The organism is Pseudokordiimonas caeni (assembly GCF_026719705.1).
Taxonomy (GTDB): Bacteria; Pseudomonadota; Alphaproteobacteria; order Sphingomonadales; family Kordiimonadaceae; genus Gimibacter; species Gimibacter caeni.
This window is the reverse complement of the sequence record NZ_JAPPRR010000004.1, coordinates 270,728-296,071: the sequence shown is the minus strand read 5'-3', so window position 1 is coordinate 296,071 and position 25,344 is coordinate 270,728. Positions and strand designations below refer to the sequence as shown.

The 25,344-nt window shown below is 61.8% G+C and carries 21 protein-coding genes and 1 tRNA gene; 16 read left to right on the top strand and 6 right to left on the bottom strand.

All coding sequences use genetic code 11. The annotated features are described in order from the left end of the window. The first annotated feature begins 2 nt into the window (after positions 1 to 2). The gene (gene alkB, locus OU694_RS16240; protein ID WP_308912066.1) at positions 3 to 638 is read left to right on the top strand and encodes a DNA oxidative demethylase AlkB; all 636 of its coding nucleotides are present in this window, start codon (positions 3 to 5) and stop codon (positions 636 to 638) included. A gap of 87 nt (positions 639 to 725) precedes the next feature. Here the strand turns inward: alkB and OU694_RS16235 are convergent, their stop codons facing one another. Both OU694_RS16235 and putA read right to left on the bottom strand, forming a co-directional pair. After that, a complete protein-coding gene (locus OU694_RS16235) occupies positions 726 to 1,535 on the bottom strand; it encodes an NF038132 family protein (protein WP_308912065.1) in 810 nt (269 codons plus the stop codon). Positions 1,536 to 1,854: 319 nt separating this feature from the next. After that, on the bottom strand, positions 1,855 to 5,517 hold the full coding sequence (gene putA, locus OU694_RS16230) for a bifunctional proline dehydrogenase/L-glutamate gamma-semialdehyde dehydrogenase PutA (RefSeq protein ID WP_308912064.1): 3,663 nt from the start codon (positions 5,515 to 5,517) through the stop codon (positions 1,855 to 1,857). A gap of 146 nt (positions 5,518 to 5,663) precedes the next feature. Here putA and OU694_RS16225 point away from each other — a divergent pair, with 146 nt between their 5' ends. Next, positions 5,664 to 6,119, top strand: coding sequence for an Lrp/AsnC family transcriptional regulator (locus tag OU694_RS16225; RefSeq protein ID WP_373460460.1), 456 nt, complete (start codon positions 5,664 to 5,666; stop codon positions 6,117 to 6,119). Between the two features lie 52 nt (positions 6,120 to 6,171). Here the strand turns inward: OU694_RS16225 and OU694_RS16220 are convergent. Both OU694_RS16220 and OU694_RS16215 read right to left on the bottom strand, forming a co-directional pair. Continuing rightward, positions 6,172 to 6,248, bottom strand: a tRNA-Pro gene (locus tag OU694_RS16220). A 105-nt stretch (positions 6,249 to 6,353) separates the two neighbouring features. After that, a complete protein-coding gene (locus OU694_RS16215) occupies positions 6,354 to 7,382 on the bottom strand; it encodes a polyprenyl synthetase family protein (RefSeq protein ID WP_308912062.1) in 1,029 nt (342 codons plus the stop codon). A gap of 205 nt (positions 7,383 to 7,587) precedes the next feature. Here OU694_RS16215 and OU694_RS16210 point away from each other — a divergent pair, with 205 nt between their 5' ends. From OU694_RS16210 to OU694_RS16175, 8 genes are all read left to right on the top strand, one after another. Next, positions 7,588 to 8,400, top strand: coding sequence for a tRNA1(Val) (adenine(37)-N6)-methyltransferase (locus OU694_RS16210; protein ID WP_308912061.1), 813 nt, complete (start codon positions 7,588 to 7,590; stop codon positions 8,398 to 8,400). A gap of 9 nt (positions 8,401 to 8,409) precedes the next feature. Beyond that, positions 8,410 to 9,330: a S49 family peptidase gene (locus tag OU694_RS16205; protein ID WP_308912060.1), complete on the top strand. Its 921-nt coding sequence runs from the start codon at positions 8,410 to 8,412 to the stop codon at positions 9,328 to 9,330. Between the two features lie 10 nt (positions 9,331 to 9,340). After that, the gene (locus tag OU694_RS16200; RefSeq protein WP_308912059.1) at positions 9,341 to 9,640 is read left to right on the top strand and encodes a chorismate mutase; all 300 of its coding nucleotides are present in this window, start codon (positions 9,341 to 9,343) and stop codon (positions 9,638 to 9,640) included. Further along, positions 9,637 to 10,377: a type I methionyl aminopeptidase gene (map, locus tag OU694_RS16195; protein ID WP_308912058.1), complete on the top strand. Its 741-nt coding sequence runs from the start codon at positions 9,637 to 9,639 to the stop codon at positions 10,375 to 10,377. Before OU694_RS16200 ends, map begins: the two co-directional genes overlap by 4 nt. 175 nt (positions 10,378 to 10,552) lie before the next feature. Beyond that, the gene (locus OU694_RS16190) at positions 10,553 to 11,422 is read left to right on the top strand and encodes a glycine--tRNA ligase subunit alpha (protein ID WP_308912085.1); all 870 of its coding nucleotides are present in this window, start codon (positions 10,553 to 10,555) and stop codon (positions 11,420 to 11,422) included. Between the two features lie 2 nt (positions 11,423 to 11,424). Then, positions 11,425 to 13,551, top strand: coding sequence for a glycine--tRNA ligase subunit beta (gene glyS, locus OU694_RS16185; RefSeq protein WP_308912057.1), 2,127 nt, complete (start codon positions 11,425 to 11,427; stop codon positions 13,549 to 13,551). Positions 13,552 to 13,650: 99 nt separating this feature from the next. Further along, positions 13,651 to 16,311 carry a pyruvate, phosphate dikinase gene (gene ppdK, locus OU694_RS16180; protein WP_308912056.1) on the top strand — a complete coding sequence of 887 codons (2,661 nt, stop codon included), beginning with the start codon at positions 13,651 to 13,653 and terminating at the stop codon, positions 16,309 to 16,311. 104 nt (positions 16,312 to 16,415) lie between these two features. Next, complete coding sequence (locus OU694_RS16175; protein ID WP_308912055.1) at positions 16,416 to 16,823, top strand: hypothetical protein; 408 nt, start codon at positions 16,416 to 16,418, stop codon at positions 16,821 to 16,823. 7 nt (positions 16,824 to 16,830) lie between these two features. Here the strand turns inward: OU694_RS16175 and OU694_RS16170 are convergent, their stop codons facing one another. After that, a complete protein-coding gene (locus OU694_RS16170) occupies positions 16,831 to 16,953 on the bottom strand; it encodes a hypothetical protein (protein ID WP_308912054.1) in 123 nt (40 codons plus the stop codon). A gap of 94 nt (positions 16,954 to 17,047) precedes the next feature. Next, positions 17,048 to 17,863 (bottom strand): CAF17-like 4Fe-4S cluster assembly/insertion protein YgfZ, encoded by an 816-nt coding sequence (ygfZ, locus tag OU694_RS16165; RefSeq protein WP_308912053.1) that lies wholly within the window; start codon positions 17,861 to 17,863, stop codon positions 17,048 to 17,050. Positions 17,864 to 18,027: 164 nt separating this feature from the next. Between ygfZ and OU694_RS16160 the strand changes: the two genes are divergently transcribed. The 6 genes from OU694_RS16160 to ftsH all read left to right on the top strand — a co-directional run bounded on the left by OU694_RS16160 (position 18,028) and on the right by ftsH (position 25,278). Further along, positions 18,028 to 19,368: a dihydroorotase gene (locus OU694_RS16160; RefSeq protein WP_308912052.1), complete on the top strand. Its 1,341-nt coding sequence runs from the start codon at positions 18,028 to 18,030 to the stop codon at positions 19,366 to 19,368. A gap of 30 nt (positions 19,369 to 19,398) precedes the next feature. Continuing rightward, positions 19,399 to 20,037 (top strand): LysE family transporter, encoded by a 639-nt coding sequence (locus tag OU694_RS16155; RefSeq protein ID WP_308912051.1) that lies wholly within the window; start codon positions 19,399 to 19,401, stop codon positions 20,035 to 20,037. A 254-nt stretch (positions 20,038 to 20,291) separates the two neighbouring features. Further along, positions 20,292 to 20,816, top strand: coding sequence for a peptidoglycan-associated lipoprotein Pal (pal, locus tag OU694_RS16150; protein WP_308912050.1), 525 nt, complete (start codon positions 20,292 to 20,294; stop codon positions 20,814 to 20,816). A 251-nt stretch (positions 20,817 to 21,067) separates the two neighbouring features. After that, positions 21,068 to 21,937: a tetratricopeptide repeat protein gene (locus tag OU694_RS16145; RefSeq protein WP_308912049.1), complete on the top strand. Its 870-nt coding sequence runs from the start codon at positions 21,068 to 21,070 to the stop codon at positions 21,935 to 21,937. A gap of 12 nt (positions 21,938 to 21,949) precedes the next feature. After that, on the top strand, positions 21,950 to 23,242 hold the full coding sequence (tilS, locus tag OU694_RS16140) for a tRNA lysidine(34) synthetase TilS (protein ID WP_308912048.1): 1,293 nt from the start codon (positions 21,950 to 21,952) through the stop codon (positions 23,240 to 23,242). 122 nt (positions 23,243 to 23,364) lie between these two features. Continuing rightward, positions 23,365 to 25,278 (top strand): ATP-dependent zinc metalloprotease FtsH, encoded by a 1,914-nt coding sequence (gene ftsH / locus OU694_RS16135; protein WP_308912047.1) that lies wholly within the window; start codon positions 23,365 to 23,367, stop codon positions 25,276 to 25,278. Positions 25,279 to 25,344: the final 66 nt, after the last annotated feature.

The window sequence follows — 25,344 nt, the reverse complement described above, 5'->3', positions numbered from 1 at the left end:
TGATGGCTGATCTTTTCGCCGCGCTGCGCCCTGCACGGGAGGTGATCCGGGAGGGTGTCGTATTGCTTGCCGGCTTTGCCGACAGCGACGTGCTGCTGGATGCCGTTGCCCCTTTGGTGGCGGCGGCACCCTTCCGGCACATGACGACGCCCGGCGGCCGGCAGATGCAGGTGGCGATGACCAATTGCGGCGCGCTCGGCTGGGTGTCGGAGCCCGCGGGCTATCGCTACAGCCCCAACGATCCGCTTTCCGGCAAGCCTTGGCCTGCGATGCCCGCGGTGATGGCAAACCTCGCCGCGTGCGCGGCCGGAGCAGCAGGATTCGACGCCTTCGAACCTGATGTCTGCCTCATCAATCGTTACGTGCCGGGTACACGGCTCAGCCCGCATATCGATCAGGACGAGGCCGACAAAAGCTGGCCCATCGTCTCCGTGTCGCTCGGCATCCCGGCCACATTCCAGCTGTATGGCAATGTGCGCGGCGGCACACCGACCGAAATCCCGCTCTATGACGGTGATGTGCTCGTCTTCGGCGGCCCGGCGCGGCATGCCTATCACGGGGTGAAGAAGCTGGCGCCGGGATTCCATGCGCGCACGGGTGAGATGCGCATCAACCTGACCTTCCGCCGCGCCCGCTAGCCCGCCTTTCAGGGGGCATGTTTGCAGGCAAAAAGAAAGCCGGGGCGGGCACCCCGGCTTTCTGTCTCTCGTCAGGACCCTTCCGGCTCAGGCGGACCGGGCTTCCAGCGTGCTGCCACGCCGGCGGGAGACAAGACCAACCATGCCAAAGCCCATGATCATCATGAGCCATGTGGCGGGTTCGGGGATGCCACCTTGCGGCGGGGTGCCGATATCGCCGATGCCTTCATCATCGATCTGGGCGCCGGCGAAAGCCATGCCGCTGTCATAAATCCCGTCTGACCAGTCGGTGACCCCGAATTTCAGGGTGTACATGCCACCAGTGTCGAATGTGTAGGTCGACTTGACCCAGCCAGTGTAGCCGCAGCCGGCATTGTAGCATGAACCGGAATAGCCGCCGAGCGGTGACCAGACAGGGCCGCCCCCGATGATCGGGGTCGATGTCGGGTCAAGGACCACACCCGGTGCAAGGCCCGGCAAGCTGAAGCCCGGTACCGTGTCGCCTGATGTGGTGGTGCGGGCGGTGAAAAGGATCAGGTCATCAACGCCGTCATTGAGGGCTGCCCATGCATAATCTGCATAACCGGCACCATCCGAGGTGACAAAGTTGAAATAGAATTCCAGAACCGACCCTTCATTGGCCGTGAAGCTCGAAGTCTCATACAGTGAGCCATCGGTACCGCCGACACCGTCGATCTGACCGACGCCGCCGATGCCGCCCGAGGAGGAAACATAGGTATAGTCACCGCCGACCGGCGGTGTGGTGACGACGCCATTGGCGCCCAAAGTGCCGCAGTTACCGGTGCAGGTGTCGGCATAGACTGCACCTGAAGGGATAAGGGCAAGGCCAAGCGCCAGCGCGCTTGATCCGAGCAGAGTCTTCAAACGGAGTTTCATCTTTCCGCTCCTGATGTCGGGGCTAAGCGCGCGGGCCAGCGCCCCGGTTGACATTCAATCGGAACTCGGAAAACAGAACTTGGAACTGAGAAGGGATATATTAGTAAACAATTAGTAAATTTTTGTCAATTTTGACCTGTTATCGCATAGATTGCACTAGTGTATTCCCATACCCGTAGTGTTTCAGGGGTAGCTTTTCTACAAAATATTGAAACTGATGGCAGGGGGTGTGTCCGAATATGGGACACTACGGGCGGCAAACTATGGTTTATGCCGCCCGGGCTGCTTTGCGGGGTCGCGACTCCGGTGTTTTGGCTGCTCAGAGGTTGCTGCCGGCGGCAATCAGCGTGACGTTGCCACCCGATGCCGTGGTGTCAGTGCAATGGTGCCGTTCGTGCACATAACGGTTGGGCATGAAGGGCATGTCGATCAGCTGCACGAGCGCGCCATTGCGGTCGGCGAGGGCCAGGCGGAGCGCTGCCGACTGATCATCCGCCCGCGCGTAGGCGACGGCAGCGATGCCGGGAAGTTTCGCCACGCTCGCGGCGTCCGTCTTGCCGTGACGCACCTCGACCGCGAAATCGAGCACCAGTGACATCAGCCCGGTGGCCGTGGGCAAGTCGCTTGCGACCGCCAGGAGCGGGTTGCCGAACCACATTGCCTGGAAGGCTTGCAGTATGAGCGAACGGGCATCGGGGCCAAGCGCCACGATGGGGCCGCGGGCATGGTAGGTGAGGATATTGTCCTCTCCGGCAGGCCCGGGCAGGCTGACGCTTTCGGGGAAGATTTCGGAAAGGTCTGAAACCACGGACGCCAACTCGTCGGCGTGATCCGGGAAGGCCGAGGCAAAGGCGGCAAGCAGCGCCTTGGGATCGGGCCTGCGTGGGCTGCGGCGGCGCGACAGGGCTTCCATCGCCTTCAGAAGCTCACCCTGCGGCAGCGTGTCTGCGGTGGGGATGACAAAAGGCAAGGCAGGCTTGTCGGTGGTGAAGGCGAACAGATAGTTCGGCCCGCCTGCCTTGGGGCCGGTGCCGGAAAGGCCCTCGCCGCCGAAGGGTTGCGAGCCGACAACGGCGCCGATCTGGTTGCGGTTGATATAGAGGTTGCCGACGTGGGCTGCGGCCTTCACCGCGGCCACGCGGTCATCGATCCGCGAATGCAGGCCCATGGTGAGACCGAAGCCTTTGGCATTGATCGCTTCCACCACATCCATCAGCTCTTCGGCCTTGAAGGTGGCGATATGAAGGACGGGCCCGAAAATCTCGCGCGGCATATCTTCGATGCCGCTCACCTTCACCACGGTTGGCGGCACAAAGAAGCCGGCGTCCGGCACATCGAGCGAACGGACGACGCGGCGCGCTGCCGCCTGCTCGCGGATATAGCTCATGATGCCGTCATAGGCTTCGGCATCGATCACAGGACCCACATCGGTGATATGGTGCCAAGGCGCGCCGATCGAGAGTTCGTCCATCGCACCATAAAGCATGGTCAGGAAGCGGTCCTTGATATCTTCCTGCAGGTAAAGGATGCGCAGCGCCGAGCAGCGCTGGCCCGCACTCTGGAACGCGGAGGCAAGGATATCGCGCACCGCCTGTTCGGGCAGGGCGGTCGAATCCACGATCATGGCGTTCAGCCCGCCTGTTTCGGCAATCAGCGGCACGGTGCCGTCTTTCGTGCCGGCAATGGCGCGGTTGATGGCGCGGGCGGTATCAGTCGAGCCCGTGAAGCAGACCCCGCCGACACCGGCATGTGCGGTGAGCGGTGCGCCGACGGTCGGCCCGTCGCCCGGCAGCAGTTGCAGCACGGCAAGCGGCACGCCGGCTTCATGCAGCAGCGAAACCGCAAGGAAGGCGATGAGCGGGGTCTGCTCGGCCGGCTTGGCGATCACCGTGTTGCCGGTGACAAGGGCGGCTGCAACCTGGCCCGTGAAGATAGCGAGCGGGAAGTTCCAGGGCGAAATGCAGACAAAGGTGCCGCGCGGCTTGCGGTAAGTCGGATGGTGGCGGCCTTCCTTCGCATAATAGCGCAGGAAATCGACCGCTTCCCGAAGCTCGGCCACCGCGTCCGGCATGATCTTGCCGGCCTCGCGCGCGAGAAGGGCAAAAATCTCGCCAGAGCGGGCTTCCATCAGGTCGGCGGCTCGTGCAAGAAGCGCGGCGCGCTCCTCCCCCTTGCGGGCGGCCCAGCCGGGGCGGGCGGCTTCGGCGGCTTTGAAGGCTGCATCGATATCGGCGGCGACCGCATCGGTCACCGTGCCGACAACATCCTTCGGGTCCGCGGGGTTGATCACATGATGGCTCGGGCGTTTCACCCCGGCCATGTCGGCGACCAGCGGGCCGGCCTGCCAGTGATGGGTGCGGAAGGCGCCGCGGGCTGCTTCCACCGCATCCAGCGTGGTCGGATCGTTGAGGTCGAAACCTTTGGCATTGACCCGACCTTCACCGAACAGCGCGGGCGGCAGCGGCAGGCTTTCCTTGGGGGCGATGGCTGCCATTTCGAACGGGTCGCTCGCTACCTTTTCGGGCGAGACCTTGTCGTCATAAAGCTGGTTCACGAAGCTTGAGTTCGCGCCGTTCTCAAGAAGGCGGCGGACGAGATAGGCCAGAAGGTCGCGGTGCACGCCGACGGGCGCATAGATGCGGCAGTTGATGCCCCGGTCGCGGCGCATCACGTCATAAATCGACTGGCCCATGCCGTGCAGGCGTTGAAACTCGTATTTGCCGGTATCGACACCGTCGAACAGCTCGAGCACGGTAGCGACCGTGTGGGCATTATGGGTGGCGAACTGGGGGTAGATGCGGTCCAGCATGCCCCTGAGTTTGCGCACACCAGCGGCATAGGAAATGTCCGAATGCGGCTTCCTTGTATAGACCGGGTAACCGGTGAGACCCAGCACCTGTGCGCGCTTGATTTCGGCGTCCCAATAGGCGCCCTTCACCAGCCGCACCATGATCTTGCGGTCGAGCGACGTGGCAAGGTCATAGAGATGATCAAGCACGAACATGGCGCGCTTGCCGTAAGCCTGCACAACGATGCCGAAACCGTCCCACCCGGCAAGGGCAGGGCTCGCCAGAACATGCTCAATGATATCAAGCGAGAGATCGAGCCGGTCGGCCTCCTCTGCATCGATATTGAGGCCCATGTTGGCGGCCTTGGCGGCAATGGCGAGATCGAGCACCTTCGGCGCCAGTTCCGCCATCACGCGCTCGCGGTGCGCCCATTCGTACCGCGGATGCAGCGCCGAAAGCTTGATCGAGATGCCGGGGTTGGAGGCATGGTCACCCTTGCAGATCGGCGTCAGGTGCCGGATCGCCTTCATATAATCCTTGAAGAAGGTTTCGGCGTCGGCAGCGGTTTTTGCGGCTTCGCCCAGCATGTCATAGCTGTAGCGGAAGCCTTCGGCCTCGCGCGTGCGGGCGCGGGTCGTGGCCTTTTCGATGGTCTCGCCAAGCACGAACTGGCGGCCGAGTTCCTTCATGATGAGCTTCACGACCGAGCGCACGGCAGGCGCACCGAGGCGGCGGGCAAGGCCGCGCAGCGTGTCGGTCAGGTCGCTGGTGCCTTCCTCGAAAAGCCCTGCGGTGATCTTGAGGCCGTAGCTCGACAGGTTGACGATGCCGGAAATCGACTGGCCCAGATGGTCGTCCCACGCGCCACCGGCGATCTTGTCCTCGATCAGCTCGTCAATCGTGGTGCTGTCCGGCACGCGGAGCAGGGCTTCCGACAGGCACATCAGCGCCACGCCCTCGCGGGTTGAAAGGCCATATTCCGCCAGAAACGCTTCCATCAGGCCCGGCGTGGTGGTGCCGCGCACCTGCGAGACAAGCTCGGCGCCCGCTGCTGCGATGCGGCCGCGCATCTCGGGCGTGAAATCGGCAATCGAGCGCAGCGTCGTCACCATTTCGGCCTCGGGTGCCAGATAATGGGCGCGGATGGCGGCGCGGCGGTCGGAAAGGCTTGGTTTCTTGTTGTTGTCGGCCATGGCGGTGTCTCCGGTCGGCGGGGAAATCAGGCCGATATCATACCAGAAACATTTAAGTGCGTTTGTGCCATAGTGCGCCAAAAAATGGACGAATGGACCATTGTTGATTATGATGGCGTATATTTTGATCCATGAAAGCGGGCAATATAGTGCAACTTGACAAGATCGACCAGAATATCATCCGCCAGATGCGCCAGAATGCGCGGATCACGGTAACCGAGCTTGCTGAAAAGGTGGGGATATCGAAAACCCCGTGCCTGAACCGCCTGAAGCGGCTGGAGCGGGACGGCTATATCCTCGGCTATACGGCACTGATCAACCACACCAAGCTCGCGGCCGGCCATATCGCCTATGTGCAGGTGACCGTGTCGGACACGCGGTCCGAAGCGCTGAATGCCTTCAACGATGCCGTCCGCAAGATCCCTGAGGTTACCCAGTGCCACATGATGGCGGCGAGCTTCGATTATCTTCTGAAGGTGCGCACCAAGGACATGACCGAATACCGCACCGTGCTTGGCGAGAAAATCTCGTCGCTGCCGCACGTTTCCCACACCTCCACCTTCGCGGTGATGGAAACCGTGGTCGATCCGGGCACGGATTGAGGCCCCCAAAAGCACGAAAGCCGCCCCTTCGGTGAAGGAGCGGCTTCCATATTGGTCGGGGAAAGAGGATTCGAACCTCCGGCCCCTGCGTCCCGAACACAGTGCTCTACCAGGCTGAGCTATTCCCCGATGGTATAGTCGAACTGGGACGAGGGTGCGTGTTAGCGCGGGCGTCTGTATAACGTCCGGGGCGGGGGTGCGCAAGGGGCTTTTTCACCCCGTGCATTGCTTTTCTCAATAGCCCCGTTCGATGCAGAAATCGACGACGCCCATCAGGATCTGTTTGGCGTCGGACGCGGGGAAGATGGCCAGCGCATCCTTGGCCATGGCGCCATAGTGGCGGGCGCGTTCCAGCGTGTCGGCGAGCGCATTGTGCTGGCCCATCAGGTGAATGGCGCGCTCAAGGTCGCCCGGCTGCTGGTCAAGGTCTTCCATCGTGCGGCGCCAGAAGGTGCGCTCGTCATCGGTGCCGCGCCGCCATGCGAGCAGCACGGGCAGCGTCACCTTGCCCTCTCGGAAATCGTCGCCCACGGTTTTGCCGAGCGTTGCCTGCTTGGCGGAATAATCAAGCGCGTCATCAACGATCTGGAAAGCGATGCCGAGATAGCGGCCATAAGCGGCGAGGGCCTCTTCAACCTTCTCGCCCTGCTCGGAAACCACACCGGTTACTTCGCAGGCGGCAGCAAAAAGGGCCGCGGTCTTGGCTGCAATCACTTCCAGGTAGGTGTCTTCGCTGGTCGACAGGTCATTCGCGGTCGTCAGCTGCAGCACCTCGCCCTCGGCGATGATCGAGGAGGCGCGGGAAAGGATGGCGAGGACACGGAGATTGCCGTCTTCCACCATCAGTTCGAACGCGCGGGAAAAAAGGAAGTCGCCCACAAGCACACTTGCCTGGTTGCCCCAGATTTCGTTCGCGGTTTCCTGGCCCCGGCGCAGTTTCGATTCGTCAACTACGTCATCGTGCAGCAGGGTCGCGGTGTGGATGAATTCCACACAGGCAGCGAGCTTGATATGGCGGCGGCCTTCGTAGCCGATCAGCTGGCCCGACGCGAGGGTCAGGAGCGGACGCAGGCGCTTGCCGCCCGAGGCGATCAGGTGGCCGGCCAGTTGCGGGATCAGCACGACCGGGCTTTGCATGCGGTCGATGATTGTCTTGTTCACCTCGCGCATGTCATCAGCCACCAGGGCTTGCAGCGCATCGATCGCGGCAGCGGCGGCTTTGACTTTTTCGGCACTCTGAACGGGCGCAAGGTTGGCGGGCATATTGGGCCTCTTGTAAGCGGTACTGGATGGTTGGCTTCGGGCTGGACAATAAGGCTGCCGCCCGCGCGTTGCAAGAATAAGCGGCCAAGCTGCGCGCCATTGCCGCAGTGTCTGGTGCTGTGGCCAGCGCGAGTTGCCTTTGACGTGCCCGCCTTTCAGGCTACACTCCGGCCAAGCATCAATCTTCCGCGAGGACCTTCTCTCCGTGCCCGATACAAGGCTCGCAAGTGACGACGAAAGCCGCCCCGGCCTCGATGAGGCAGGGGCTTCGTTCGATTATCTTTTGGGGGGTGCCATCCGCATCCTGCAGCCGCGCGATGGCTACCGCGTTTCGATGGATACGGTGATGCTGGCCGCCACGGTGCCCGCCAAGGCAGGCGAACGGGTGATCGAAGGCGGGGTCGGCACTGGCGGGGCGTCCCTTTGCCTCGCGCGCCGGGTGCCGGGGGTGATGGTGGACGGCGTTGAGCTGCAAGACGAGATGCTCGCCTTCGCCAGCCGCAATATCGAGCTGAACGGATTGGGCGGCCAAGTGAGGGTTCGCAAGGGCTGTATCACCGACCTTTCAGGCCCCGAAGGCGTTTACGACCATGCGATGGTCAATCCGCCCTATCTGGCTGCGGGCAAGGCGATCCGCTCACCGGAGACAAACAAGGGCCTCGCCAATATGGAACTGACCGGCAGCCTGAAAGACTGGATCCGGTTCTGCCTGCATCATGTGAAGCCGAAAGGCACGATCAGCATCGTCTACCGGGCTGACCGGATGGACGAGGTGATCGCGCTGCTTCACCGGCAGGCGGGGGACCTGACGATCTTTCCCATGTGGTCGAAGGCGGGTGTCCCGGCGAAGCGCGTGATCATTCAGGCGCGCAAGGGCACGCGGGGCGTGGCGCACCTGCTGCCCGGCATGGTGATGCACGGCGCCGACGGGTTGAATACGCCCGAGGCGGAATCAGTCCTGCGTCAGATGCAACCGCTGGACCTGAAAGCCTTTGCGAAGGGCCGACAAAGCGGCTAATCAACTCTCATGCAGGAACATGTTGACGATAGCGGCTCCGATCTGCCGCAAACCCCGTATGAAAAGGCCCGCGACACGGTGAAAGGCCTGTGGCGCGGCTTTTTTGGCGAACCGCGCCCGCGCGTGGCGGTTCTGCGGCTCACCGGCGTGATTTCGCCCGGCGGCGGTCGCTTCCAGCGCACGCTCAATATCGCCGGCCTCGCCCCGCTGATCGAACAGGCCTTCTCGACCTCCGGCCTTGCCGCTGTGGCGCTTGTCATCAATTCCCCCGGTGGCTCGCCGGTGCAGTCGGCGCTCATCGCCCAGCGCATCCGCGCCATGGCGGTTGAAAAGAATGTGCCGGTCATCGCCTTTGCCGAAGATGTGGCGGCCTCGGGCGGCTACATGCTGGCGCTTGCGGGCGACGAGATTTTCGCGCACGAGGCGTCCATCGTCGGCTCCATCGGGGTTATTTCCTCGGGCTTCGGGCTGAAGGCGGTGATCGAGCGGTTCGGGATCGAACGGCGGCTTTACACAGCGGGTGAGCGCAAGGCCATGCTCGATACCTTCTCCGAAACGAAGGAGGAGGATGTGGCGCGGCTGAAGGACATCCAGGCGGCGATCCACGAGAATTTCAAGGCGATGGTGCGTGACCGGCGCGGCGCCCGGCTGAAGGGCGCACGGGCGCAAATCTTCTCGGGTGACGTGTTCACGGGGGCGGAAGCCGTCAAGCTCGGCCTCATCGACGGGATCGGTGATGTGCGGAGCCTGATGCGCACGCGCTTCGGCAAGCGGGTCCGTTTCCGCGTGATCGGCGAGCGCAAGCCGCGCCTTGGTGCGCTTTTCGGGCTCGGCTCCTCGTCACGCGAAGCCCCCGCGCCAGCCGACTGGGCGGGCGGGCTTCTGGCCGCCATCGAGGAACGGCTTTTCTGGAACAGGTTCGGACTATAAGGCAGGTTTTATGCAGGAAGATCACCAGCGCAAACTGACAGAATACCGGGAAAGCATCGACAATATCGATGCGGCCCTCGTTTTCATGCTGGCCGAGCGCTTCAAGATCACCAAGAAGGTGGGCTTCTACAAGAAAGAGCACAGCCTGCCGCCGGCTGACCCGGCGCGGGAGCAATTGCAGATCGAGCGCCTGCGCTCGCTCGCCCATTCCGCCAATCTGGACCCGGAATTCAGCGAAAAATTCCTGCAGTTCATCATCAAGGAAGTGATCCGCCACCACGAGCAGATCCGCGATGGTGAAACGCCATGACGGTTGATCATGACGACGATCTGAAGGGTCTTCGCGAGATCGGCGGTATCTGCCGCGATGTGCTGAATGCGATGGCCGCGGCAATCCGCCCCGGCATCACCCCGCGCGAGCTTGATATCCTCGGCGGCGAGATGCTGAAGGCGGCGGGCGCGCGCTCGGCCCCGATGCTCGCCTATGATTTTCCCGGCTTCACCTGCATTTCGGTGGGTGATGCCGTGGCCCACGGTATCCCGAACGACCGGCCGCTGCAGGCAGGCGAGCTGATCAATATCGACGTATCGGCTGAAAAGAACGGCTATTTCGGCGACACGGGCGCAAGCTTCGGGGTTGGCGCCATCGATCCCGCGCTGCAGCGGTTGCTGGACATCACGAAAAAGACCCAGCGCAAGGCCATGCTGGCCGCGAAAGCGGGTGCGCGGATCAACGAGATCGGCCGTGTAGTCTCCGGCGAGGCGAAAACCGCCGGTTACAAGATTGTGCAGGGCCTGAACGGCCACGGCGTCGGCGGCTGGATCCATGAAGAACCGACCGTTGCGAACGAATATTTCGCCCATGACCGGGGCATCCTCAAGGAAGGCATGGTGCTGACCATCGAGCCTTTCCTTGCGACCCACAGCCGCGATTATTACGAGGATGACGATGGCTGGACGCTGCGGCTTTCCTCCGGCGGACACGGCGCCCAATTCGAGCATACCTTTGTGGTGACAAAGGGTGCACCCATCGTGCTGACAGCGTGACAGGCCCTGTGCCTTTCACGGATTGCCCGGCGATAATACCAAAGCCTTGGGGAACGCCGCCTTCCGGCACTTCTATCGCTTGACCGTCTTGCCTGCGGCGGCTAGGTTGCGGCGCAATAAAAATTTCACCAGAGTCGGTTTTTCTTAAATGTCCAGCGCTCCAGCCAAAGGCGGCATGCCTTTCCAGAAGATCATCCTGACGCTCCAGAATTACTGGGCCGATCAGGGCTGCGTGATCCTGCAGCCCTATGACATGGAAATGGGTGCTGGTACCTTCCACCCGGCAACGACGCTGCGCGCCCTCGGGCCTGATCCGTGGAAAGCTGCCTATGTGCAGCCCTCGCGCCGCCCGAAGGATGGTCGCTACGGCGAAAACCCGAACCGCCTGCAGCACTATTACCAGTTCCAGGTGATCCTGAAGCCGAGCCCGGAAAACATGCAGGAACTGTATCTCGGCAGCCTGAAAGCCATCGGCATCGACACCGCCCTTCATGACGTGCGCTTCGTGGAAGACGACTGGGAAAGCCCCACGCTCGGCGCCTGGGGGCTGGGCTGGGAAGTCTGGTGCGATGGCATGGAAGTCAGCCAATATACCTATTTCCAGCAGGTCGGCGGTTTTGATTGCAAGCCTGTCTCGGGTGAGCTGACCTACGGGCTCGAGCGCCTCGCCATGTTCGTGCAGGGCGTCGATAACGTTTACGACCTCGATTTCAACGGCGCCACAGATCCTAAAGAACGGAAAACGTACGGCGACGTGTATCTGAAAAACGAACAGCAGCAGTCGGCCTACAACTTCGAGCATGCGAATACGGACAATCTGTTCCGCGCCTTTGCCGAAGCACAGGAAGAATGCAAGAAACTGATGGCCGCCAACCTGCCGCTGCCCGCGTACGAGCAGTGCATCAAGGCCAGCCACACCTTCAACCTTCTGGATGCGCGCGGGGTGATTTCGGTCACCGAGCGGCAGGCCTATATCGGCCGCGTGCGCGAGCTTGCCAAAGGGTGCTGCGAAGTCTGGATCCGCTCCAACGGATGGGAGGCGTGATCATGGCCGAGCTTCTGATTGAACTCTTCTCGGAAGAAATCCCCGCCCGCATGCAGGCGAAAGCGGCGGAAGACCTGAAATCGCTGATGACCGATGCGCTGAAGGCTGCAGGCCTGACGTTCGAGGCGGCTGATGCCTACGCCACCCCGCGCCGTCTGGTCCTCACCGTCACCGGCCTGCCGACTGTGACGCCGGACGTGAGCGAAGAACGCCGTGGCCCCCGCGCTGACGCGCCTGAAAAAGCCATCGAAGGCTTCCTCAAGGGCGCCGGTGTCACGCTCGAACAATGCGAAAAGCGCGAGGACCCCAAAGGCACCTTCCTTTACGCGGTGATCGAGAAAAAAGGCCAGAAGACTGCGCAAGTAGTGTTCATGGCTTTACTGAGAGTCCTTTACGAATTTCCCTGGCCAAAATCTCAACGATGGGGAAACAGCAAATTTCGCTGGGTTCGTCCTCTTCGCTCGGTATTGGCAATTTTTGATGGCAAAGTAATCGGCGGCAGGCTGGGATCTGCGGATGACCCCGAGTTCTTTTTTGAGATTGGCAACACCACCTGCGGTCACCGCTTCATGGCGCCGGAGATGTTCGCCGTTGCCGATTTCGCTGACTATAAGGACAAGCTTCTGGCCCACAAGGTGATGCTGGACCCGGCTGACCGCATGGCGCTTATCGAAGATGCGGCCAAGTCGCTCGCCGCCGACAAGGGGCTGACGCTCGTTGAAGACAAAGGCCTTCTCGCCGAAGTCGCCGGCCTTGTGGAATGGCCCGTGCCGCTGATGGGCGGGTTCGACCCCGCTTTCCTTGACGTGCCTGAAGAAGTGCTGATCCAGACCATGCGGAAGGACCAGAAATATTTCGTGGCGCGCGATGCGGCCGGCAAGCTTGCGCCTGTGTTCATCACGGTTGCCAACATCGTGCCGTCCGATGGCGGCCAGATGGTTGCCGCGGGCAACGAACGCGTGCTGACCGCCCGCCTTTCGGACGCCAAATTCTTCTGGGAAACCGACCTGAAGGTAACCCTTGAAAGCCGCCTGCCGAAGCTTGAGGAAATCGTCTTCCATGCCAAGCTTGGCACTGTCGCTGATCGTGTGGAGCGGATGGAGAAGCTCGCAGGTTCGCTTGCGGAAACTATCGGCTTCAATAAGAAACTGCCGGATGCAGAACGTGAAAAGCTGATTGTTGATGCAAAGCGTGCCGCTCGCCTCGCCAAGGCTGATCTCGTATCCGGCATGGTTGGCGAATTCCCGGAAGTGCAGGGCGCCATGGGCCGCTATTATGCGCTGTGCCAGGGCGAAAGTGCCGCTGTCGCCGACGCGATCAAGGAACACTACAGCCCACTTGGGCCGAACGACGCCTGCCCAACCGAGGATGTTTCAGTCGCCGTGGCACTCGCCGAAAAGCTCGACACGCTTGTCGGTTTCTTCTTGATCGATGAAAAGCCCACGGGCTCGAAAGATCCCTATGCACTCCGCCGTGCGGCGCTGGGGGTCATTCGCCTGATCACCGAAAATGACCACAAAATTCATCTCGGCAATATTATTGAGACCGCAGTTGACGCTTATGGCTGGACAAAATCCGGTGAGATTTCTGATCTCAAGTCCAGTGTTCGTACCCAGTTGGTCGCTTTCTTCCAAGACAGACTGTCGCATCAGTTCAAGGATGAAGGCATTCGTCATGATCTCGTCAGTGCGAGCATGATCTTCGGGACAGAATTCGATAGCATTCTGACACGCCTGAAGAAGCGCGTCGAAGCGCTTCGCGATTTCCTCGCAACTGACGACGGTGTCAACCTGCTCGCCGGGTACAAGCGTGCTGCCAACATCATCGCGAAATCGGGCAAGGATGCGTTCGCCGAGCCGACCGCCGATCTCCTGCAGATGGATGAAGAACGCGCGCTGTTTGACAAGGCCGTCAACGAAGGTGCTGCGGTGAACGCCGCGCTCGAGACGGAAGATTTCGAAGGGGCTATGAAGATTTTGGCCGGATTCCGCAAGCCCATCGATGCCTTCTTTGATGCGGTGCTGGTGAATGCGGATGACGAGGCCGTGCGTGACAATCGCTACGCCTTGCTCCATTCCTTCAAGAATGCCGTTGACCGGGTTGCTGATTTCAGCCTGATCGAAGGCTAGACTTTATCCGGGCCGAAGAGCGGAACCGCCGCGGTCCATTTGCATAAGACCATCAGACCAATCCACGGGACAAGGGATTGGCGAAGAAGGACTGTCGCGATGACCAAATGGGTTTACAGCTTTGGCGGTGGTGTGTCTGAAGGACGCGCCGATATGAAGAACTTGCTCGGGGGCAAGGGGGCGAACCTTGCCGAAATGGCATCCCTCGGCCTGCCGGTGCCGCCGGGGCTGACGATTACCACCGAGGTCTGCACCTATTATTACGATAACGGCCAGAGCTACCCGCCCGAACTGACGGCGCAGGTGGAAGCGGCGCTGGCGCAGATCGAGGCGTCTGTGGGCGCCAAGTTCGGCGATGTGGCCAATCCGCTTCTTGTTTCCGTGCGCTCGGGCGCGCGTGTTTCGATGCCGGGGATGATGGATACGGTCCTGAACCTTGGCCTCAACGACGAAACGGTCGAAGGGCTCGCCAAAAATTCCGATAACCCGCGCTTCGCATGGGATAGCTACCGCCGCTTCATCCAGATGTATTCGGATGTGGTCCTCGGCGTCGATCACTATCACTTCGAAGAACTGATCGAGATGCTGAAGGAAGACAAGGGCGTCGACCTTGATACCGAGCTGGAAGCCGATGACTGGAAGCAGCTCGCTGGCGAGTTCAAGGCGAAGACCGAGGAAGTCCTTGGCCGCCCGTTCCCGCAGGATGTGAAAGAGCAGCTCTGGGGTGCCATCGGCGCCGTGTTCGGCTCGTGGCAGATCGAACGCGCCAAGGTTTACCGCCGGCTCAATAATATCCCGGAAAGCTGGGGCACGGCCGTCAACGTGCAGGCCATGGTGTTCGGCAATATGGGCGACACGTCGGCGACCGGCGTGGCCTTCACGCGGAACCCTTCCAATGGCACGCGCGAATATTACGGCGAATATCTGATCAACGCCCAGGGCGAGGACGTGGTGGCGGGCATCCGCACACCTCAGTATCTGACCAAGGCGGCCCGCGAGGAAGCCGGTGCCAAGGCGCCCTCGATGGAAGAATCGATGCCTGAGGTTTACAAGCAGCTCGCCGACGTGTTCGACAAGCTGGAGCGGCACTACCGCGACATGCAGGATATCGAGTTTACCGTCCAGCATGGCAAACTGTGGATGCTGCAAACCCGTTCGGGCAAGCGCACCGCCAAGGCCGCGCTGAAGATCGCGGTGGATCTGGTGGAAGAAGGCCTGATCGACGAGAAAACCGCCGTGCTGCGGGTGGATCCGGCAGCGCTTGACCAGCTTCTGCATCCGACGCTTGATCCGACAGCCCCGCGCGATCATTTCACCCGCGGCCTGCCGGCAAGCCCCGGTGCCGCTGCCGGTGTTGTGGTGTTCGACGCTGACGAAGCCGAAACGCTCGCCAAGGATGGCAAGGACGTGATCCTTTGCCGCGTGGAGACGAGCCCCGAGGATATCCACGGCATGCACGCCGCGCGCGGCATCCTCACCGCCCGTGGCGGGATGACCAGCCACGCCGCCGTGGTGGCGCGCGGTATGGGCCGGCCTTGTGTTTCGGGTGCCGGTACGCTCCGTATCGATACCAAGGCAGGGGTCATGACTTCGCTTGGCCGCGAGATCAAAAAGGGCGATTTCATCACCATCGATGGCGCCTCGGGCGAGGTTTATGTGGGGGCTGTGAAGACCCTGCAGCCCGAACTGCACGGCGATTTCGCCAAGCTGATGGTGTGGGCGGACGAGTACCGCAAGCTCCGTGTACGCACCAATGCCGACACGCCGAACGATACGGCAACCGCCCGCGAGTTTGGCGCCGAAGGCATCGGCCTTTGCCGCACCGAGCATATGTTCTTCGAAGGCGAGCGGATCGTTGCCGTGCGCGAAATGATCCTCGCTGAAGACGTGACCGAGCGGAAGAAGGCGCTGGCCAAGCTCCTGCCCATGCAGCGCGGCGATTTCGTTGAAATCTTCAAGATCATGCGCGGTCTGCCGGTCACCATTCGCCTGCTGGATCCGCCGCTCCATGAATTCCTGCCGCGCGAGGAAGACGAGTTCGAGGATGTGGCGAAAGCCATGGGCGTGCCGGTGGAGAAGCTTAAGCGTCACGCTGCTGACCTGCATGAGTTCAACCCCATGCTCGGCCACCGTGGCTGCCGCCTTGGCATCACATACCCTGAAATCTACGAGATGCAGGCCCGCGCGATTTTCGAAGCAGCCCTCGAGGTTGTCTCGTCGACGGGTGATACCGTGGTGCCGGAAATCATGATCCCGCTTGTCGCCACCGAGAAGGAACTGGCGATGCTGCGTGCCCGGGTCGAGAAGGTGGCGGAAACCGTCTTCGCGGAGAAGGGCGAAAAGGTCGATTATATGGTCGGCACCATGATCGAGCTGCCGCGCGCTGCGCTGCGTGCCGGTGACATTGCTCGCTCGGCCGATTTCTTCTCGTTCGGCACCAACGACCTGACACAGACGACCATCGGCATCAGCCGCGATGACGCCGGCCGTTTCCTCGACCAATATGTGAAGCTCGATATCTTCGCGGTCGATCCGTTCGTTTCGATCGATCAGGACGGCGTGGGCGATCTCGTCAAGCTTGGCGCTGAACGCGGCCGCGCCACCAAGCCGGGCCTCAAGCTCGGCATTTGCGGCGAGCATGGCGGCGATCCGGCCTCGGTCGAATTCTGCCACCGTGTGGGACTTGATTATGTGTCCTGCTCGCCCTTCCGCGTGCCGATTGCCCGCCTGGCGGCTGCGCAGGCCGCGCTCAAGGGCTGAGCCCCGACCTATGAATTTTCATAGCTAGGCGAAGGGCCTCGCTTTTCGAATGATAACAGGGCGTTCCGTTTGGGGCGCCCTGTTCTTGTTCAAGGAGAAGAATCATGATCCTTCGCCCTTTATTCACGCTGCTTTCCAGCTTTTCCCTCGCCGGCGTTTCAACTGCTGCCATCATGGCACTTGCTGCCAGCGTTGCGGTTCCTGTGGCCGGGGCCTCGGCGCAGGCTTCGACCTGCTATTCCACCTTCTGGCCCTCCGGCAATCGCGTGGTCGAGATCGATACCTGCGACTATAATAATGGTGGCAGCGGCTATATCGTGAAGGCCAATGTCTCCAACCGGACGATTGATCTGTGCTGGACCCTGCATTTCGATGATGGCAGCACGGAGAAGGGTTGTCACTTCGCCCTGCACCCAGGGGAGGAATCCGCTTCATCCTGCCACCGTTGCAGCCGTAAGAAATCGGGTGGTGTCGTGGATGTCACCTTCCGCAAGGTCGAGGTTGTGGGCTGAGGTGGCGCTAACCTGCCATCGCGAAGACGGCGATCAGGATCACCGCGACCAAAATGCCAAGAATGAGGAGCTGGCGTTTCTCGCCGGCTTCCCTCGTCTTTTGCAGCCTGCTTTTGTGGGTGCGTGACATGGCCTCTCCCTCCCTCAGCCGTCCCGTCGCTCTCTCTATATATAATAGAGATATATAATAGAGTGTGAAACGGGGGCAGGGGCAAGGGGAAGCATCAGCGGATCAGGGTGACCTGCTTGCCATCGGCTGTCAGGGTGTCGTTTTCATATTCAAGCCTGAGCCATGCAATCGCATGATTACCCTGGCCGGAGCGGATTTCGCCGGCCGCCTTGCCGTCTGCGTTCACGATCTCGGTACCCGGTGCCGGGGCGCCGCCGTCGACCTCGACAGGCACAAGGAGCTTTTTCACACTCGTGCGATGCTTCATACGGGCAGTGAGTTCCTGGCCGACATAACAACCCTTGTCGAACGCCACGCCGTTCAGCCGTTCGGCGCCCGTTTCCAGCCAGAAGTCTTTCTCGACCGCCATGTCGCGGCTGCCATCAGGCACGCCGAGCATCAGGCGGTTCTGTTCATAGGTGGCAAGATCGAGGGGTACCGCATCGGGTGTGATACCGGCGTCGAGTACCGCACGCCAGCCGAGATCAGGATGGCGCGGATCGGGGCTTGCGACCGAATCGCCGGCTGAAACATTGCCCATGAGTGACCAGACCGAACGTTCGGTTGCCTCGATTTCCACCGGTGTGCGCAGCCGGTACAGCATCAGCTTGCGGGTCAGGTCCGTCGCCCGGCTGGCTTCCACATCAAGGAGAAGGTCGCCGGTGGCGGCGTCTTCGAATACGATCAGGTCGAAAAGATATTTGCCCTGCGGGGTCAGGAGCCCTGCATAGACGGCTTTGCCCGGCGCCACCTTGGTGATCTCGCTGGTGACAAGCCCGTTGAGGAATGCCTTGGCTTCCGTGCCGCCCAATCGGATCACGGCGCGGCTCTCGAGTTTCACTGCGCGGTCGGCGCGGGGGGCATTGCTCATGGGGCTTCCTTCAATCAAACTGTCATGCCGATCAGATACGCATTCGCCCGCGCCGATCAAGCCCGTTGGAGGCATTGGCCGCATCACGATCCCGATAGAGCGTGATTGTGCGTTTGCCCCCAAAGAGCTAAAAGAGCGCGAAACACCCCTGAAGGAGATAAGCCATGACCGAAACGTATGATCTTGTCATCAAGGGGGCGACCGTTGCCAACCACGCAGGGGTGTTCGAAGCCGATGTTGGCGTGCGCGGCGGCAAGACGGTGGCCATCGGCAGTATTGATGCTTCGGCCGCTGGCGAGGTGATCGACGCCCGGGGCCTGCATCTGCTGCCCGGCGTGATCGACACACAGGTCCATTTCCGCGAGCCCGGCAATACCCACAAGGAAGATCTGGAATCCGGCTCCCGTGCCGCTGTGCTGGGCGGCGTGACGGCGGTCTTTGAAATGCCGAACACCAGTCCGCTGACCACCACCTTCGATGCCATCGCCGACAAGGTGGCACGCGGCACCGACCGCATGTGGTGCGATTTTGCTTTTTACATGGGGGCGACGCCCGACAATGCGAAGGATATGGCCGAGCTTGAAACCGCCCCCGGCTGCTGCGGCGTGAAAATCTTCATGGGCGCTTCTACCGGCAATCTGCTGGTGCCGGACGACGAGAATATTTTCGAGGTGCTGCGCCATGGCCGCCGCCGTGTGGCCGTTCACTGCGAGGACGAGCCCCGCATGAACGAACGCCAGCCGATCCGCGAAACCGGCGGGGTGCATAGCCACCCTGTGTGGCGGGACGAGGAAACGGCCCTGCGCGCTACCACCCGCCTCATCCGCCTTGCCCGCAAGGCCGGCCGCCGCGTGCACGTGCTGCATGTGACAACGGCGGAGGAAATGGCTTTCCTTGCCGTCCACAAGGATATCGCTTCGGTCGAGACAACGCCGCAACATCTGACCCTTTCGGCGCCCGATTGCTACGACCGGCTTGGCACCTTCGCCCAGATGAACCCGCCGATCCGCGACAGTCGACACATGCCCGGCCTGTGGGAGGCGGTGGCGAACGGCGTGGTGGATGTGATCGGCTCCGATCACGCCCCTCACACCCGTGAGGAAAAAGCGAAGCCCTATCCGGCGAGCCCGTCTGGCATGCCCGGCGTGCAGACGCTGCTGCCCGTGATGCTGAGCCATGTGGCGGCCGGCAAGCTTTCGCTGATGCGGTTGGTGGACCTGACAAGCGGTGCCGCCAACCGCATCTTCAATCTGCGCGACAAGGGGCGGCTGGCAGTCGGCTACGACGCCGACTTTACGCTTGTTGACCTCAAGGGTGAATGGACCATCGACGACAGTTGGATTGCCTCCAAATGCGGCTGGACGCCCTTCAACGGCTACAAGGCGACCGGCAAGCCGATGGGGACGATCATTCGCGGCAAGCGCGTGATGTGGGAAGGCAGTCTCGCCAACGCCGCCCACGGCCAGCCCGTGCGTTTCCAGGAAACCATCGGACCGGAAGCCTGACGCGGCAGGGGTTCGGGCGCGCATCCGGCCATGGGGGCTGTTGAATATCTCTTCTGGGGGATGGCTTTCGGCTTCATCCTTTCGGTGCCGGTTGGCCCCGTGAACATGCTCTGCCTGCAACGCGGCTTGCGCGGCCATCCGCTTGATGCCTTCCTGATCGGTGTGGCGGCAGCGGTGGGTGACGCGATCTTCGCCGCCCTTTCCGCTTTCAGTGTCGATCTGATGAGGGGCCTGTTTCTCGCGCACGACCGGATTCTGGCCGTTGCCGGAGGGCTTATCATGATGGGATTCGCCCTGCATATCTGGCGCAGCCACCCGCACATGACACCCGAGGAGGGCTTGAGCGCGAGGCACGGCACCATCCGCTCGATGGTGGCGACGCTCGCCCTCACGCTCAGCAATCCCGGCATTTTTGTTGGCCTTGTCGGCCTTTATAGCGCGGTCGGGATCGGCGACCTCGGGGCCGGGGGCGGCAAGGCGCATTTGGAGGGCTTATCGCTGGCCGCGGGGGTCTTTCTGGGGGCGTCCCTATGGTGGTTGTTACTCGCGTCACTTGCAAACAGGATGCGCGAGCGAATCAGTGACCGGCACCTCGAATGGATCAACCGGGGATCGGCCATTCTGATACTCTGCTTTGCGTTTTTTGCTTTTTTCAGCCTTTTGGCTTGATCCGGAATCTCACTTGGGCTCTAATCGCGTTAGGAAATCTTAACGAGGGGCGGTTTTTCCGCTTCGAGTGAGAAAAAATCGCGCGAGGCCAACGCCTTGTTCCCCGTGTCCTGCTTGATTGTGTTGCGGAGTATCTTTATATTGCAGCGCGACAAGCCTGGACGGTTTCCCGAGTGTCATGCGGGAACTTTCCGGGCTGGGCCAACAACAGAGACGTCAGCAGGGCAAAGGCCCTGTACATTGGAGGAATCCACATGACTGTTATCCGCATGGGCAAAACCATTGCTCTCGTTTCGGCGACCGCACTTATGCTCGCCGCTTGCTCGAAAAAAGAACAGGTTGGTGCTCAGGTTGAAGAGCAGCCGGTTCAGCAAGAGCGCGTCAAGTCCGCCGCCGAGCTCGAGATCGAGCAGTGGGGCCATCCGACCGCCGATGGTCTGGCTTACTATGCCGGTGCCGACCGCGTGTTCTTCGCTTACGACAGCTCGGAACTGTCGAGCGAAGCCCGCATGACCCTCGACAAGCAGGCTCAGTGGCTCGGCCACTATGGCCAGGTCTCCGTGACCATCGAAGGTCACTGCGACGAACGCGGCACTCGTGAATACAACCTTGCGCTCGGCGACCGTCGCGCTCAGGCTGTAGTGAACTACCTCGTAGCCCAGGGCGTGTCGGCTGACCGCCTGAAGTCGATCAGCTACGGCAAAGAGCGTCCGGCAGTTGTTGGCAACGGCGAAAGCGCCTGGAGCCAGAACCGTCGCGGTGTGCTTGCCGTCGACTAAGTCGACACGGCAAGCCTGATCCCATCGATCAGGCGAGGCGATGATAAAGTGCGACCCCGTTTCCGCCTGTGCGGAAGCGGGGTCGTCCTTTTTTCGCCGTTTTTTTCCGGCAAGGGATCGGATGGGGATGAAATCCCTTGTGCGGTCATTGAAAAAGCCATTTCAACCTGCCAAAAGAAGGCAGGGGGCAGGCGAGCCGCCCATAGTTTCGGGATAGCGCCCCAAGGGGTGCGGCAATGGATGAGAGATCAATGGCACTTTCTTCGCGACTGATGAGCATTCTTCTGGCGGTATCGGTTGCCTTCGCCCTGCCGGTGGCGGGTGCGGCGGCGCAGGACCGGGCCGAAATGGCCAAGAAGATCGACAAGATGGAACGCGAACTGCGCGCCGTGCAGCGCCGTGTCTTCGGAGCGGGCGGCGTACCTGCCGAGGCGCCGAGCGATGTGGTGGGCGACAGCGAACAGCAGAAGCTGCTGCCCGATCTCGTGGTACGCGTCGGTGAAATGGAACGCCAGCTCAGCATCCTGACAGGCCGGCTTGAAGAAATGGAATTCCGCCAGCGCCAGGTGGAAGAGGCGATCGAACTGATCCAGCGCAGCCAGGCGATGGGCTCAGCCGTCGCTCCTGCGACCGGTGCCCCTGCCAACGACACCCTGCCGGCGACCGATATGGGCATGGATACGGGTACCGCCAGCGCCCCGGTAGCTCCGGCCGCTGATGTGCAGTTGCCGGAAGGCGACGCTGATACCCAGTATAAATATGCCTTTTCCTTCGTGGCCAAAAACGATCTGGCCAGCGCCACCAAGGCGCTTGAGCTGTTCGTTGGCCAGCATGGCAAGGAAGAGCTTGGCGGTAATGCCAAATTCTGGCTTGGCAAGGTATATGCGCGTCAGAACGAGCTTCCGCAGGCCGCCCGCAACCTGCTGATGCTGGTGGAAGAGCATCCCGGCCATCCGAAGCTTGCGGACGGTCTGGTGGAGCTTGCTGATGTCCTGCACCGGATGGATGCAGACGCTGACGCCTGCAGCACGCTTGCTGAATTCAACCGGATTGCCGGTGATGCGCCCGCGTCGCTGAAGAAGGATGCCGCCCGCATATCGACCGCGGCCAAGTGCTCGTAAAGGGGACGGCCGGTGACCGGGGCCACCCCGCATCCGCCGGTGCCCTTCACCAGCTGCGAGCTTGACGAAACGCTTGCCAGTCACGGCGTGCCTGAGGGCGCGCCGGTGGCCATCGCACTTTCGGGCGGGGCGGATAGCCTGGCGTTGACGCTTCTCGCCGCTGCCACCCGGTCCGTTCTCGCCCTTACTGTCGATCATGGCCTGCGCGCAGAATCCGCCGACGAGGCGGCGCAGGTGGCGCAGTGGGTGGCCGCAAGGGGCATTCCGCATCGCACCCTGCGCTGGGAAGGGGGCAAGCCTGCTTCCAACATTCAGGCCGCAGCCCGCGCGGCACGCTACGACCTCATGGCTGCCGCTTGCCGGGACGCGGGCATCAGCATTCTTCTGACCGCACATCATGCTGACGATCAGGCCGAAACGCTGCTCTTGCGCCTCGCGCGCGGCAGCGGGCTCAAGGGGCTTGGCGGGATCGCGCCGATGCGTGAACTGGCCCCGGGCCTGACCCTTGTCCGGCCGCTCCTCGGTGTGACCAAGGCCCAGCTGGTGGCGACACTGACGGCAATGGGGCAGGACTGGATCGAGGATCCGAGCAATGAAAGCGAGATGTTCGACCGGGTGAAAGTGCGCCGTCTTATCGCCGATCCGCCGCTTGAAGGTCTCACGGTCGAGCGGCTGGCGGCAACGGCGGAACGCTTGCGGCAGGCGCAGGTGGCGCTCGATCATTACCAGACGCTGTGGGAAGCCGAAGCCATCGAGCGGCATTCGGCGGGCCATGCGGTCCTGAAGGCCAGTCGGCTTGGCAGTGTGCCCGAAGAAACCGAGCTTCGGGCACTTGCCGATCTCATCCGTTGGCTCGGCGGGCAGGATTTCGGGCCGCGACTCGACAGCCTATCCCGCCTTTATGCCGACCTGAAATCGCCGGACTTTGCCGGTGCCACGCTTGGCGGTTGCCAGTTTGTGGCGGAAGGGCGCGGCCGGGTGCTGTGTGTGCGTGAAGCAGCCGCCATGACACCGCGTGCGCCATGGGTGCCGGGCGGGCTCTATGACGGTCGCTGGCTGATGGACGGTGAGGCTGAAGGGCTTGAAATTGCCCCGCTTGGACCCGAAGGCTGGCGGGGCCTGCGCGGGCAGGCGCTTTCGGTCAGTGACCGGCTTGAAGGCATGCTGCCGCGCGCCGCGCGCCTTGTGTTGCCTGCTGTTTTTAAAGGCGAAGAACTGGTCGCGCTCCCGTCCGTCGGCATCATGCTTCGCCCCGACATCGGTGTCCGCCTGTCGCTCCAATCGCTCGGCTTGGCGAAAAAGTGACGCGAAATCGACCGAAAGCACTTGCACGGCCCGGCAATCGGCTTATCTCTAATCCCAGAAGGGACGGTCCCCGACGGGGCACGGCGACCAGACCCATGCCATGAACGGAAAGGCAAGAATAAGTGAACAGTTTCATGCGGAACGCGCTCGTCTGGGGCTTGATCATTCTCCTCCTCCTTGCGCTCTTCAACCTGTTTGAAGGCTCGAGCAAGCAGGCTCCCGAGGTCGCCTACAGCCAGTTCATCGAGGCTGTCGAGCAGAACCGGGTGGCGAGTGTGGAACGCACCGGTCAGGATGTCACCGGCACCTATACGAGCGGGGAAACCTTCCGCGTCACGGTGCCGCTGTTTGACGGCGACCTGACCACGATCCTGCGCGAGCACAATGTGGTCCATAAGGAAACCAAGGAAGAGCAGGGCATTCTTGTCGGCATGCTGCTTTCGTGGCTGCCTTTCATCCTGCTGATCGGTGTGTGGATCTTCTTCATGCGCCAGATGCAGGGCCGTGGCGGCGGTGGCGGAGCCATGGGCTTCGGTAAATCGCGTGCGCGCCTGCTGACGGAAAAGCAGGGCCGTGTAACTTTCGAAGACGTGGCCGGTATCGAGGAAGCCAAGGAAGAGCTCGAAGAAATCGTCGAATTCCTGCGCGACCCGCAGAAATTCCAGCGCCTTGGTGGCAAAATCCCCAAGGGCGCACTGCTCGTTGGTCCTCCGGGTACCGGTAAAACGCTTCTGGCCCGTGCCATCGCAGGTGAAGCGAACGTGCCCTTCTTCACCATTTCGGGCTCTGACTTCGTGGAAATGTTCGTCGGTGTCGGTGCATCCCGTGTGCGCGACATGTTCGAACAGGCGAAGAAAAACGCGCCCTGCATCATCTTCATCGATGAGATCGACGCGGTTGGCCGCCATCGTGGTGCCGGCCTCGGCGGCGGTAACGATGAACGCGAGCAGACCCTGAACCAGCTGCTTGTCGAGATGGACGGCTTTGAAGCGAACGAAGGCATCATCATCGTGGCGGCCACCAACCGCCCCGACGTGCTTGACCCCGCCCTTCTGCGCCCCGGTCGTTTCGACCGTCAGGTCGTGGTGCCGAACCCCGATATTCAGGGCCGCGAGAAGATCCTTGGCGTTCACATGAAGAAAGTGCCGCTGGCACCGGATGTGGACGTGAATGTGATCGCACGTGGCACCCCCGGTTTCTCGGGCGCTGACCTGATGAACCTTGTGAACGAGGCTGCCCTTCTGGCTGCCCGTCGCGGCAAGAAGATTGTCGCCATGGCGGACTTCGATTCCGCCAAGGACAAGGTGATGATGGGTGCCGAGCGTCGCTCGATGGTGATGACGGAAGACGAAAAGCGCCTGACCGCCTATCACGAAGGCGGCCACGCGCTCGTCACGCTGCATTGCCCGTCGTCGGACCCGATCCACAAGGCCACCATCATTCCGCGCGGCCGTGCGCTGGGCATGGTGATGCGCCTGCCGGAACGCGACCAGTATTCCCAAAGCCGCGAGAAGATGCACGACAACCTCGCAATCGCCATGGGCGGCCGCGTGGCGGAAGAGATCATCTTCGGCTATGACAAAGTCACCTCGGGTGCATCGAGCGACATCCAGTATGCCACCAACCTCGCCCGTGCGATGGTCACCAAATGGGGCATGTCGGACAAGCTTGGCCCGCTGATGTATAGCGCTAACGAGGAAGAAGTGTTCCTTGGCCACTCGGTCGCGCGCCAGCAGAATATGTCGGACGAAACCTCGAAACTGATCGATCAGGAAATCAAGGCTTTCGTTGTGGGCGCTACCGACCGCGCGAAAAAGATCCTGACCGACCATCTGGACGACCTTCACAAGCTTGCCGGTGCGCTCCTTGAATACGAAACCCTCTCGGGCGACGAGATCAAGGCACTTCTGCGCGGCGAGAAGATCCGCGAAGGCGAAGGCAAGGACAAGGGCAATCCGCCCTCCAAACCCGCCCCTTCAAGTGCGGTGCCGACAACCGGCGTGACCACGACGCCAGAACCGCAGCCGGGCACCTGAGCCCGACTGAGACCAGACCAAAGCGCCCCGGCCCCGACTTGACGAAAGGGCCGGGGCTCTGATTCC